Here is a 12,310-nt window from a genome sequence, read left to right as displayed (position 1 = left end):
CGCGGCGCGACCGTCAATTCGCGCCCCTCACTTACGCTTTGATCGCTCCCCTTACGGTGCTTGATCGCTCGCGAAGAGCATCATGTTCCCGTTGAGGGTGAAGGCAATCGGTTGCCCGACCATGCCCTGCAACTGCGCGGCGGTCGCCGCGTTCACGGTGTAGTTCGTCAGCTTACCGGCCTTGTCGCGAAGGGTAGCCACGCCGTTGCGCACCGCTTGGAGCGTGGCCCACTCGGTGTTTTTTGCGACCTGCATCGTGCCCTTGACGACGCGGAAGGCGATCGCCTTCCCGATCGACGGCCGTAGTGCTGCGCTCTCGCCGGTGCTGAGATTATACGTCTGCGTCGCGCCGTTCGCGAAGCGCACCTTTGCGGTCCCGCCGCTGGTGCTCTCCAGCGTCGCTTGATGCGTCGTCACACCGGCCATGGAGTTGCTTTGGTCGGCGAACTGCGCTTGAATCGGCGGCCGCGCAGCGTTCGGCTGGATCTGTCCTTGCATTTGCGTCTGCGTTTGCGTTTGCGTTTGCGTCTGGGGTAGGATCTGCGGCGCGCTCGGAGCGTGCGGAACCGGTACGACTCCGCCGAGAACGCCGGCAAGAATAATTGCGAGTGCTGCCATGTGATTTAAGACCTCCGACGGTGCTCGTGCCCGATGTGTCGCGCACGTACACGCAGGAGCCGCTCGCTCACTAGGCGTGGACGGGCCGGCGTTCGGGCACCTCGCCGCGCGTGACCGGCACGGGAGGGGCTGGGGCAGGCACGGGCGTGGGGAGGATGGGGCGGCGGATCATCAGCAGCGGCAGCAACGTCGTCGCGATCGTGGCCAGTGCGAAGAATTGTGTCGTCGACATGGCGGCGAGATTCGCCGCCTGCTCGTTGGCAATGCCGTTGAGCGTGAGGAGTGCCTGCGACCCGTGCGCCGCAATTGCCGACGCGATCTCCGGGCGGCCGAGGTTGATCGAGCTTGCGATGCCGCTCAGCGCCTGCGCGAAGTTTTGGTCGAGGAGCGTCGCCGCATAGGCCGATCCCACCGATGCGCCGATCTGCTGCATCAAACGCACGAGCGCAAGCGCCGGCGGCACGATGGCGTGCTCGATTCCCGCAAGCAGTACGACGTTGACCGGTACGAACACGAAAGCTAGACCGATACCGCCCAGCGCCTGCGTGATCACGAAATTACCGAACGCGGCATTGGTGGCCATATCGAAGGTTTGCAGCCAGGTCGTGATGCCCATGAAGAAGATTCCGGCGGCGGCGACGATTCGCAGATCCCATTTCTGCTGCGAGACGACCCAGGTCGTCATCGGATAGAGAATCGCGAGCATTCCCGCACGCACCATCAACAGATAACCGGCCATCGTCGTCGTGAAGCCGAGCGACTCTTGCACGTATTGCGGCTGGATGAAGATCAACGCGTACATCGTCGCGCCGATCGCGAACATGACGACCGAGCTCGACCAGACGTTGCGATCGCGAAAGACGCGCAACGCAACGGCCGGATGCTTCGTTCCCCACAGCTCCCAGGCCACGAACGCCGCGAGTGCGATCACCGAGACGACGCAACACGTCAGTATCGTCGAATCGCCGAGCCAGCCGTTTCGCTCACCTTCGTCGAGCACGTACTGCATCGTCGCCAAGCCGACGGCGAGCAAACCCATGCCGATCCCGTCGATGGGGATGCGTTTGGGCGCTTGCGGGTCGCGCACGAACATCAGCACCAGCAGCGTCGCAAAGATGCCCGGCAGCACGTTCACGAAAAACACCCAGCGCCAGCTGAGATCGTCGGTGAGAATGCCTCCGAGGGTCGGGCCGATCGTCGGGCCGATGACGATCGCGAGCGCGAAGAGGGATTGGCTCTTGCCCAGCTCCTGCGGCGGGAACGTGTCGCGAATGATCTGTTGAGCCGGCACCATCAAGCCGCCGCCGAACGCGCCTTGGACAAAGCGAAGCAGGATCTCGGTATTCGTATCGTTCGCGAGCCCGCACAAGATCGAGACGGCGGTGAACCCGGCGATCGAGATCGCGAAATAGCGTTTGCGGCCGAAGATCGATTGAAGCCACGGCGTCAGCGGGATCACGATCACGTTGGCGATGATATAGGCAGTGATAAACCACGCGCCCTCATCGGTCGAAGCGCCGAGCGCGCCGTCGATGGTCGGCAACGCGACGTTGACGATCGTCGTATCCGCGAGCTGCATCAGGGCTGCGAGCATGACGGCAGCTACGACGAACGCACGGCGTGCGCCGTATTCGACCACGGTAGTCACGGAAAGTTCCTTTGTGTGGTTAGCGGTTAGGCGATGGCCAGGTCGCGCTGCGGCGCCAGCAGATCCGCATTTTCATCGGCGATCTGCCGGAAGAAGCGCCAGGCGACGCGTTCGGTTTCACCTAGGCCCAGGAGCTGCTCGACCGTCTGCCCATGTCCGGCGAGCTGGGCTGCGGCTTGCACGAGGCGCGACCACGGCGAGGAATCGCCGGAGTCGAGCGCCTGGCGGTAGGCCGCGGTGACCTCCTGGGCCTCGCTTTGAAAGGAAGCCGAAAGGCTGGCCAGAGCCTGAGCGTGGCTGCGAAGGGTATTGAAGGACCGCCGGGCGTCTTGGGTAGCGCTAGACGGCTCCTGCTCGTCTATAGTAAAATACATCTTGTACCGTAGAATAGTACAAAGGATGTTTTACTGTCAAGCATGAGCCCCGAAATTTCCGAAACCCTCCAAGCCCCTCGCGCCCACTGGTATCCCGAGCGCGAGGACATCACCATTTACGGAATCCTGGCGGCACTCAGCGACCCCACGCGGTTGACGATCGTCCGGCAGCTGTCCGCGCGCGAAGAACAGTGTCCGTTCGAGTTCCTCGACCTCGCCTCGAAGCAAAACCTCAGCCATCACTTCAAAGTCTTGCGCGAAGCCGGACTGATCATGGCGCGCTACGAGGGACGGCAGAAGTTCATCTGGCTGCGCCGTGACATCCTCGACGACATGTTCCCGGGGCTCCTCGACGGCGTGCTGAACGCCGTCGAAAACGCGTAGCCGGAACTTTTTCGCTACAGCGAGGTCACACCCACGGCCGCAACGAGGTGCCGCCTGCCATCGAAGATCAGCGTCAAGACTTGTTCTTGCGCGACTGCGTCGGTCACCGAAACGGCGATCATGCCGCAGCGCGTCATTCGATACGCCGGCGGTACCGAATCGAGAACGGGTGCGAATCGGTAGGCGATCGATTTGGCGATGGCATCGGCCGCGCCGCTGCGCGCGACCTCGACCGGGGCAGCCGAGCCGAGCGGCATGTATCCGATGATCCACTGCTCGTAGTACTGGCCGCCGGCGACCCCCGCGCGTTCGTACCAGGCGATGCGGCCGGATCCGCGCGTCATGCGTAGGATCACGTCCTCCTGCGGGTTCGACCCGCGGTAATGGTACACGTCATCGGCTTGCGGCAACGACGCCAGCGCGGCCAGCAACGGCGCAACGCGATGATGCGCGAGCAGAAATACCCGCGGCACGGTCACGTTCCGGGCGTCGTCGCGCTCATGCGTGCGGAAGAGCCCCGCCGCAAGAAACGGAAAGCACCGCACGATCGGCTGGGCGCGAAACCACGGCTCGAGTGCGCGCAGTCCGCTCGTCCCCGCCGGCGAACCCGCGGCAGGCGCGGCAGCCAGAACGGCGGCCACCGCCAGCGCTACCGCACGCACGCGACTCTTACACCGTTGCCGGAACTTTGGTGGGTGCGGCGTTGAACGTGAGCTCGCCCGAGATGTCGTTGAATCCCACGTTCACCGTGTCGCCGTCCTTGATCTCGCCCGCGAGAATCTTGCGTCCGAGCGGCGTCTCCACTTCTTTCTGAAGCGTCCGCTTGAGCGGGCGCGCACCGTAATGCGGATCGTACCCGGCCTTGACCAGATGACGCTTCGCCGCCTCGTCGAGCGCGAGCGAGATGTGCCGCTCGGCAAGCCGTGCGCGCAAGCGCCCAAGCTGGATGTCGACGATCTGCATCAACTGATCCTCGGAGAGCGCATGGAAGACGATGACCTCGTCGACGCGATTGAGGAACTCCGGCCGGAAGTGCGCGCGCAGCTCTTCCATCACGGTCGCTCGCATGATCGCCTCGTCGGCACCGCCCCACGTCCCCTTGTAATCGAGGATACGATGGCTGCCGATGTTCGAGGTCATGATCACGATCGTGTTGCGGAAATCGACGGTGTGGCCTTGACCGTCGGTCAAACGGCCGTCGTCGAGAATCTGCAAGAAGACGTTGAATACGTCCGGGTGCGCTTTCTCGATCTCATCGAAGAGCACGACGCAATACGGACGGCGCCGGACCGCTTCGGTGAGCTGCCCGCCCTCGTCGTACCCGACGTAGCCCGGAGGCGCGCCGAGCATCCGCGCGACGCTATGCCTCTCGCCGTACTCCGACATATCGATACGCACGAGCGCGCGCTCGTCGTCGAAGAGATACTCGGCCAGTGCCCGCGCGAGTTCGGTCTTCCCAACGCCGGTCGGCCCGAGGAAGATGAACGAGCCGATCGGCCGATTCGGGTCGGAAAGACCCGAACGCGAGCGCAAGACCGCTTCGGCAACCGCCGTTACGGCTTCATCTTGCCCGATGACGCGTTTGTGCAGTTCCTCATCGAGATGAAGCAGCTTCTGCCGTTCGCCCTCGAGCAATTTGGAGACGGGAATCCCGGTCCAACGCGCGATCACCTCGGCGATGTCTTCTTCGTCGACCTCTTCTTTCGAAAGACGGCCGCCGTCCACGCTGCGCAGACGCGTCTCCTCGGCGGCAAGCTGCTTTTCGAGCTGCGCCAAGCGGCCGTACTTCAACTCCGCCACGCGATTGAGATCGTATTGGCGTTCGGCCTGTTCGATCTGCACCTTGGTCTCGGTGATCTGCTCGCGCAGCTCGCGCAAGCGAACGGACGCGTTCTTCTCCGCATCCCATTGCGTGCGTAGTTTCGCCTGCGACTCGCGCAGTTCGGCGAGCTCGCGTTCGAGCACGTCGAGGCGCGCACGGCTTGCGCTATCGCTTTCTTTGCGCAGCGCTTCGCGCTCGATCTCGAGCTGCATGATGCGGCGCGAAACCTCGTCGAGCTCTTGCGGCATCGAGTCGATCTCGGTGCGCAGCTTGGCCGCGGCCTCGTCGACCAGGTCGATCGCCTTGTCGGGAAGGAAGCGATCCGAGATGTAGCGGTTGCTCATCGTCGCCGCCGCGACCAACGCGCTGTCCTTGATCCGCACCCCGTGGTGGGTCTCGTATTTTTCGCGCAAACCACGCAGAATCGAAATCGTATCCTCGACGCTGGGCTGATCGACGAAGACCGGTTGGAACCGCCGTTCCAGCGCCGCGTCCTTTTCGATGTACCTCCGATACTCATCGAGTGTCGTCGCGCCGATCATGTGCAGCTCGCCGCGCGCCAGCATCGGTTTGAGCAGATTCCCCGCGTCCATCGAGCCTTCGGTCTTCCCCGCGCCGACGACGGTGTGCAGCTCGTCGACGAAGAGAATGATGCCGCCTTCGGAGGTGGCGACGTCCTTGAGTACGGCTTTGAGCCGCTCCTCGAACTCACCGCGATACTTTGCGCCGGCAATCAGTGCGCCCATGTCGAGCGACACGATGCGCTTGTTCTTCAATCCTTCGGGAACGTCGCCGCGCACGATGCGCTGCGCCAATCCTTCGACGATCGCGGTCTTGCCGACGCCGGGATCGCCGATCAGCACCGGGTTATTCTTGGTGCGGCGTGAGAGCACTTGAACGATGCGGCGAATCTCGTCGTCGCGGCCGATCACCGGATCGAGCTTTCCCCGCTCGGCCTCGAGCGTGAGATCACGCCCATAGCGTTCGAGCGATTTGTACGTGCCTTCCGGATCTTTCGAGGTCACACGTTGATTGCCGCGGACGTCGCGCAGCGCCGCGAGCAGTTTGTCTTTGGTCAGCCCGGCGTCGCGAAAGAGCTTACCGACCGTCCCGGTGGATTGCGCCATGGCGAGCAGTACGTGCTCGACCGAAACGTAGTCGTCTTGCAGCGCCTTGGCCTCGTTCTCCGCGGCGTTCATGATCCGCCCGAGCTCGGGCGAGAGCGTGACCTGCGCCGACTCGGCGTTCGGCCCGGAGAGATGCGGCAAGTGCGCGATCGCTTCGTCGACGCGCCGCGCGAAGGCTTTGGGATCGGCACCCGCTTTGGTCAGGATGTCGGGCGCGATGCCGCGCTCCTGTTCGAGCAGCGCCGCAAGCACATGCTCGGGCATCGTTTGGGTGTTGTGTTCGCGGAGCGCGCGCGAATATGCCTCATTGAGGCCGTCCGCTACGCGCTCGGTCATTTTATCGACGTTCATGCTTCACTCTACAGAACCGCAATTCGCGGCGCTTGGTTGCAGGGCAGACCTCCCAGTGCGAGCAGCGGAGCCCTAGCCGGCCCGAAGGCCACTGCTCCCGGTATGGTCTATTCTATCCCGATGAAGATCGCGGCGGGAGCGGTTCGCGCATTTTACCTATTCGACGTCGCCGACACCATCGATCTCGCGGCGCTTCGCACGGTGGAAGGCGAAGGCGTCGCCCCGGCCGACATCCCGCTGCGCCCGCATCAGAGCAACTCCTATCTCCAGTTCCCCGTTCCGCCGCTGGTCGCGCGCCTGCCCGACACGATGCTGGCCGAGCTGCAGTGCACGGTGCGCGCCAAGTTTTTTGACTACGGTGTCATTTCGCTGCGTCTCTCCTTTGCAGCCGGCGGCGCGTGGGGCGAACTCGAAGCGGTAGCCGCCCGGGTGCGACGCAACGAGGAAATCGCCAAATACGCGATCGCCGTGGTGCGGCGCGTCTGTGACGAGCTGGGTGCTGCGCTCGACGACCGGCACGAACCGCTGATCGAGGATTACCTGGTCATCGACATCGAGCGGTTCGATCCGCGCCTCGATGCCGAGGCGCTGCTGCACGATCACTCCGAAGCGCTGTCGAATATCCTGCTCGGTGAATCCGGTTCGCTTTCACAGGGCGAGATCGAAGAGTCGTTGCGCACGCGCTTCTCGTATTACGCAGACGATCTGACGATCGTGCAATGGGATACGGCCTTCGTCTACGACCGGCGCGAATCGAGCGACGCGATCCAAGACATCTTGGAATTCGCCAATTCGCAACTGCTCGAACTGCGGACTTACGACGCGCTGCTCGATCGCGAGCTCGACTCGATCTACGCGACCGCACCGGGCCAGCGGTCGCGCTCGCTTTTCGGCCGGCGCGAGGCGGAACTCGCCGCCGACGTACGCTATCTGATCGTCGACGTGCTCGAATTGATCGATCGATCGAGCAACGCACTCAAAGTCGTCGGCGATGCATACTACGCGCGCATCTACCGCGCTGCGGCGGCGCGGCTGGGTTTGGCTGACTGGCAGCGCCAGATCGACAGCAAGCTCGCCAGCGTTCGCGACCTGTACCGGTTCTTCATCGACCAGGCGCGAGTGCAGCGCGACGAATTTCTCGAGGTCATCGTGATCCTGTTGATCGCGATCGAGGTCGTGATCGGCGTGGTCACGCTCGTGCGGCATTGATCATGCGGTCGATCTCTTCGAGATGTATTCGTTTGCTCGCATCGTCGATGAACGACGCCTCGAACGAATTTTTGGCGAGCGTGATCACGTCATGCTCCGAAAGCCCCAGCGCAACCGCTGCGCCTTCCAAGTTCGCGGTGACGTAGCCCCCAAAGTAGGCGGGGTCATCGGAGTTCACGGTCGCGAGCAGTCCCGCGGCCAACATGCGCTTGAGCGGATGGTGGGCGAGGTCACTGACCACGCGCAACTTGACGTTCGAGAAGGGGCACACGGTCAGCGGAACGCGCTGGCGGCGAAGACGCTCGACCAATTGCGGGTCTTCCAGCGCGCGGACGCCGTGATCGATGCGCGATACGTGCAGCAAATCCAGCGCCTCCCACACGTATTCCGGCGGGCCCTCCTCGCCGGCGTGCGCGACGGTCAAGAAGCCCTCGGCACGCGCGCGATCGAAGACCGTCAAGAATTTCGCCGGCGGGTTGCCGATCTCAGCCGAATCGAGTCCGACCGCGACGATTCGATCGCGAAACGGGATCGCTTGATCGAGCGTCGCCATCGCCGATTCAACCGGCAGGTCGCGCAAGAAACACAGGATCAGGTGCGAGGTGATGCCGTGCCGCTCGCGCGCCGAATCGAGCGCCGCGCTCAGACCTTCGAGCACGACCGCGAACGAGATGCCGCGTTGCGTGTGGGCCTGCGGATCGAAGAAGATCTCGGCGTGGCGCACGCCTTGCGCCGCCGCACGTTCGAGGTAGCCGGTAGCGAGATCGTAGTAGTCGCGCTGCGTGCGCAGGACGCGCATACCGGCGTAGTACAAGTTCAGAAATGACTGCAGATCGGTGAAGTGATACGCCTCGCGCAACGCGTCGACCGAAGGATAGCCGGGATCGACACCGTTACGCCGGGCGATGGTGAAGATCAGTTCGGGTTCGAGAGTGCCTTCGATGTGGAGATGGAGTTCGGCCTTGGGAAGTCGCCGGAGATCGATCACCCGGCCCAGGTTATACGAGCTGTTCCCGCGCGCCTTTTCGCGCGCGCAGCGCGCGCAGATCGCCGGTACGCACGGTGATTCCGCGCGCGTCGAACCATTCCAGCAGGGGAACCGCAAACTTACGCGACGTTCCAAGCAAGTCGCGAAACTGGGCCATCGTCATCGGACCGTTGCTCGCGATGAACGTCTCGATGCGTTCGTGGGCGCGTTCGATCTGCGTTCCGCGATACAGAGCATCACCGATCTTCACCAGCACGCCGCGGGCGAGCAATGTATCAAAGGCCTTCTTGAGTCCGGTGATCTCCGAACACTTCACCTGCGCTGCAAGATCGTCGAACGCAACCGGAAGGAACGGGATCGCGGGGTCGAGCGGGACGTTCTCCTCGAAGAATGCGCGCTGTTCGGGTGAGAGTTTGGGCTGATGGTCGGTGGTCGCGTAGTAGCCGTGGCGCTGCACGATGCGGCCCTCTTCGACGAGTGCGGCGAGCAAGCGGATCACGAGCGGTTCATCGATCGTAAGAAGGCGCGCGAGTGCGAGAGAGGTCACGCCCATCGACCAGGGCTCGTCGCGCTGCCGCGTCTCGAGCGCGTCGACGACCCGCGCGCCGAATCCCGTGAACGCCGCTGCGTCCAGATAGGCGGCCGGTCGCGCGAGCGCGACCGCCTCGCCGCGTTCCGCCAGCTCGCTCAGGGCGTTCTGCGCGACCTCCTCGCGCACGTTGGCGGCAAAGGCAACCGCGGCAACATCTTGCGGTTCGAGCCCGTGCTGAGCAAGCAGCGCGCGAATCACGCCGTGATCGTCGCTCGACGGCGCGGGCGCCTCGCCCTCGAGCGCGACGATCTCGCCGCCGCCGAGCAGCGTCTTGGGCGAGACGCGGCGCAGCACGAAGCGCACGCCCGGAAATGCGAGCACGCTCCGGCGCAGGAAGAGCTGCGCGTCGACGACGCCCTCGTCCGCCGGCGGCCGCTCGATCACGAGCGTACCGAGGATCTCGGCGGATCCGATGTGCGCGCGCACGTGCGTGCGCCGGCGGATCAGCGGCAGCGCGTCACGCAGCGCGGAGAATCGTACGGCGAAATTCGCGCGCGCCGAGAATGCGGGATCGGCCAGCACCGCGCCGCGTCCGATCTGCGCGCGCTCGATCCCGGGCAAATTTAACGCCACGCGCGTTCCGCCGGTTGCCGCATCGCGCGCGGCGCCGAAGACGTGCAAACTGCGCGCCCGCACGCGCTCGCCGGGCGGATCGAGTGCCATCGAATCGCCGGCCGCGATTCGGCCTTGCATCAGCGTACCGGTTACGATCGTCCCGCGCCCCGGCAACACGAAGACGCGATCGATCGGCAGGTAGGCCGGCGCGTGCGGTTCGCGCGAGGGCAGCGCCGCCAGCGCATCGTGCAACGCGATTTTCAGCATGTCGAGATTTTCACCGGTGACGCTCGACACCGCGAAGATGACCGCGTCGCGCGCGATCGTGTCGCCGAGTTGCTCGCGAACGCGCCTCGACGCTTCATCCCGCCGCTCCGGCGAAATCAGGTCGACTTTGGTGAGCGCGACCACGATCCGCTTGACATTGAGGTATCGCAGAATCTGCAGGTGCTCGATCGTCTGCGGCATCACGCCGTCGTCGGCGGCCACGACCAGCAAGAGCAGTTCCATCCCGGCGGCGCCGGCGAGCATGTTGTGCAGAAAGCGCTCGTGCCCGGGAACGTCGACGATCCCCGCCTCGATTCCGTCCTCGAAGCGCAGATGCGCAAAGCCCAGGTCGAGGGTCATCCCGCGCTCTTGCTCTTCGAGCCAGCGATCGGGATTGGTTCCGGTCAGCGCCAACACGAGCGAGGACTTGCCGTGATCGACGTGCCCGGCGGTTCCGATGATGTGCATGCTACGAACCTACGGTGGCAATGGCGTTCGCAGCCGGCTCTTGCGATACCCGTAGACGGCGTAGATCGCGATGCCGATCGCGAACCATAGGGCAAAGCGGATCCACGTCGGCAGCGAGAGGCCGGTGATCAAGAGCAAGCACGAGAGTGCGCCCCCGATCGTGAAGAGCCATACGAACGGCACGCGAAAGGGGCGGTGCGCATCCGGTTGCACGACCCGCAGCACCAGCACGCCGGCGCACACGATGGCGAAGGCCGAGAGCGTCCCGATATTGACGAAATCGAGCAGGTCGGAGAGCGGCAGCGTTGCCGCCAGGACGGCGACGATACCGCCGGTGATCAGCGTCATGCGCGCCGGGGTGCGAAAGCGCGGATGAATCTTGGCGACGCCGGGCGGCAGCATGCGATCGCGCGCCATCACGTAAAAGATCCGAATCTGGCCGAGCAACGACGTAACCGCGACCGTCGTGTTTCCGGCCACGCCGCCCAGCGCGACGATCCAGAAGAGTACCGGGTTTGTGGTCGCCGCCTTGAGCGCATCCAGCATCGCCGCACCGCCGCTGAGCTTCTGGTACGGCAGCGCCGCGACGGTGAAGAACGTCAGGGCAACATAGAGCAACGCGCCGATGATAAGCGCGAGAATGATGCCCACCGGCACGTGGCGCACAGGGTCGTTCGCTTCCTCCGAGGCCACCGTAACCGTATCGAAGCCGATGTACGCGTAGAAGACGAGCGCCGTGCTCGCGAGAATCCCGTGGAAACCGTGCGGCGCAAATGGGCGCAGATAGGCTGCGTGTACGGCGTGGAAGGTGGCGCCGATGAAGACCAGCATCGTGACGATCTGAAACACGACCAATGCGCCGTTGACGTTGGCCGATTCACGGATGCCGATTGCGACCAGAACCGTAATGCCGATGACGACGAGCGCCGCGACGACGTCGATCTGTCCGGAGAGGATCGAGCCTGTTTGCGCCCACGCCGGGAGCGTGATGCCGACCGAGCCGAGCAACTGCTGAGCGTACGCCGACCACGATGACGCAGTCGGCGCGACCGAAAGACCGTATTCGAGAATCAGATCCCATCCGATCACCCATGCGACCACTTCGCCGAGCGTCGCGTATGCGTACGTATACGCGCTGCCGGCGACCGGCACCATCGAGGCAAACTCGGCGTAGCAGAGCGCAACGCAGAGACTGACCAAGCCGGAAAGCACGTAGGCGAGGATGACGCCCGGGCCGGCCGCGTGCGCGCCGGCGCCGATGGTGGGAAAGATGCCGCCGAGCATCGTGCCCAGGCCGATCGCGGTGAGCGCGGGCCAGCCCAGCGTGCGGCGCAACCTGGGCCCTTCGTGCTCGCGCGAAGTCCACGCGAGCGGCTGCCGCGCGAAGAGTCCTTTCACCGGCATCGCCATTCAGCCTCGGCCGCAACTTGTCATCCCGACCAACAGTTCACGTCACGCGCCCTCTATCTGATGTCGTGCTAATCGCGCTTATGTTGGCCGCTGCCGTATGGACGTGCTCGGTCACGTATCTCTACGTCGGCCTCACCGCTCGGCGGGCGCCGCGATTAGCGGTGAAAGAGGATCGCCAGCATCGTCGTGACCCACGTGCCGAAGATCGAGCCCACCAGCCACAGAAACTGCTGCTGCATCCGGTTCTCGATCTGACCGAACCGGGAATCGACCTGCGCGAAACGCCCGTCGACCTGCGCGAAACGCCCGTCGATCTGCGCGAAACGCGCGTCGACCTGTGCAAAGCGCGCGTCGACCTGTGCAAAGCGCGCGTCGATCTGCGCGAAGCGCCCGTCGATCGAATTCAAACGGTCGGCAACTTGGGCATACGCCCCCTCGAGGCGCGCGAGGCCTGCTTCCCAGGGCTGGGCGGTCATGCTGTCTCCTTCATCGGCAGT

Annotated in this window: 11 protein-coding genes; 2 read left to right on the top strand and 9 right to left on the bottom strand. The window is 64.2% G+C overall.

Going from position 1 to position 12,310, the window contains the following annotated elements; genetic code table 11:
* Positions 1-51: 51 nt before the first annotated feature.
* From VMF11_03430 to VMF11_03420, 3 genes are all read right to left on the bottom strand, one after another.
* Positions 52-618, bottom strand: a complete 567-nt coding sequence (locus VMF11_03430; protein ID HTU69350.1) for a hypothetical protein — start codon at positions 616-618, stop codon at positions 52-54.
* Between the two features lie 70 nt (positions 619-688).
* Positions 689-2,266, bottom strand: coding sequence for a DHA2 family efflux MFS transporter permease subunit (locus VMF11_03425; GenBank protein HTU69349.1), 1,578 nt, complete (start codon positions 2,264-2,266; stop codon positions 689-691).
* 26 nt (positions 2,267-2,292) lie between these two features.
* On the bottom strand, positions 2,293-2,448 hold the full coding sequence (locus tag VMF11_03420; GenBank protein ID HTU69348.1) for a hypothetical protein: 156 nt from the start codon (positions 2,446-2,448) through the stop codon (positions 2,293-2,295).
* Positions 2,449-2,682: 234 nt separating this feature from the next.
* Between VMF11_03420 and VMF11_03415 the strand changes: the two genes are divergently transcribed.
* Entirely contained in the window at positions 2,683-3,024 is a 342-nt protein-coding gene (locus VMF11_03415) for a metalloregulator ArsR/SmtB family transcription factor (GenBank protein HTU69347.1), read from the top strand.
* A gap of 14 nt (positions 3,025-3,038) precedes the next feature.
* On the opposite strand, the gene VMF11_03410 is transcribed toward VMF11_03415, so the two are convergent.
* Together VMF11_03410 and clpB are read right to left on the bottom strand one after the other, a co-directional pair.
* Positions 3,039-3,686: a hypothetical protein gene (locus VMF11_03410; GenBank protein HTU69346.1), complete on the bottom strand. Its 648-nt coding sequence runs from the start codon at positions 3,684-3,686 to the stop codon at positions 3,039-3,041.
* Positions 3,687-3,693: 7 nt separating this feature from the next.
* Complete coding sequence (gene clpB / locus VMF11_03405; protein ID HTU69345.1) at positions 3,694-6,324, bottom strand: ATP-dependent chaperone ClpB; 2,631 nt, start codon at positions 6,322-6,324, stop codon at positions 3,694-3,696.
* Between the two features lie 102 nt (positions 6,325-6,426).
* On the opposite strand from clpB, the gene VMF11_03400 reads away from it, so the two are divergent.
* Positions 6,427-7,533, top strand: a complete 1,107-nt coding sequence (locus VMF11_03400; GenBank protein ID HTU69344.1) for a hypothetical protein — start codon at positions 6,427-6,429, stop codon at positions 7,531-7,533.
* On the opposite strand, the gene VMF11_03395 is transcribed toward VMF11_03400, so the two are convergent.
* The 4 genes from VMF11_03395 to VMF11_03380 all read right to left on the bottom strand — a co-directional run bounded on the left by VMF11_03395 (position 7,514) and on the right by VMF11_03380 (position 12,289).
* Positions 7,514-8,521: an adenosine deaminase gene (locus tag VMF11_03395; GenBank protein ID HTU69343.1), complete on the bottom strand. Its 1,008-nt coding sequence runs from the start codon at positions 8,519-8,521 to the stop codon at positions 7,514-7,516. The two genes, VMF11_03400 and VMF11_03395, sit on opposite strands and share 20 nt — an antisense overlap.
* A gap of 10 nt (positions 8,522-8,531) precedes the next feature.
* Positions 8,532-10,403, bottom strand: coding sequence for a selenocysteine-specific translation elongation factor (gene selB, locus VMF11_03390; protein ID HTU69342.1), 1,872 nt, complete (start codon positions 10,401-10,403; stop codon positions 8,532-8,534).
* Between the two features lie 9 nt (positions 10,404-10,412).
* On the bottom strand, positions 10,413-11,801 hold the full coding sequence (locus VMF11_03385; protein HTU69341.1) for an amino acid permease: 1,389 nt from the start codon (positions 11,799-11,801) through the stop codon (positions 10,413-10,415).
* Positions 11,802-11,968: 167 nt separating this feature from the next.
* The gene (locus VMF11_03380; GenBank protein HTU69340.1) at positions 11,969-12,289 is read right to left on the bottom strand and encodes a hypothetical protein; all 321 of its coding nucleotides are present in this window, start codon (positions 12,287-12,289) and stop codon (positions 11,969-11,971) included.
* Positions 12,290-12,310: the final 21 nt, after the last annotated feature.

It is taken from the genome of Candidatus Baltobacteraceae bacterium (assembly GCA_035502855.1).
In the GTDB taxonomy this organism is placed as follows: Bacteria; Vulcanimicrobiota; Vulcanimicrobiia; order Vulcanimicrobiales; family Vulcanimicrobiaceae; genus Aquilonibacter.
This window is presented reverse-complemented; position numbering and strand designations above follow the sequence as displayed.

Excerpts from the sequence above, each read along its gene's own strand:
- VMF11_03430 (HTU69350.1), bottom strand. The coding sequence starts at position 618 with ATGGCAGCACTCGCAATTATTCTTGCCGGCGTTCTCGGCGGAGTCGTA.
- VMF11_03415 (HTU69347.1), top strand. The coding sequence starts at position 2,683 with ATGAGCCCCGAAATTTCCGAAACCCTCCAAGCCCCTCGCGCCCACTGG.
- clpB (HTU69345.1), bottom strand. The coding sequence starts at position 6,324 with ATGAACGTCGATAAAATGACCGAGCGCGTAGCGGACGGCCTCAATGAG.
- VMF11_03400 (HTU69344.1), top strand. The coding sequence starts at position 6,427 with ATGGTCTATTCTATCCCGATGAAGATCGCGGCGGGAGCGGTTCGCGCA.
- selB (HTU69342.1), bottom strand. The coding sequence starts at position 10,403 with ATGCACATCATCGGAACCGCCGGGCACGTCGATCACGGCAAGTCCTCG.
- VMF11_03380 (HTU69340.1), bottom strand. The coding sequence starts at position 12,289 with ATGACCGCCCAGCCCTGGGAAGCAGGCCTCGCGCGCCTCGAGGGGGCG.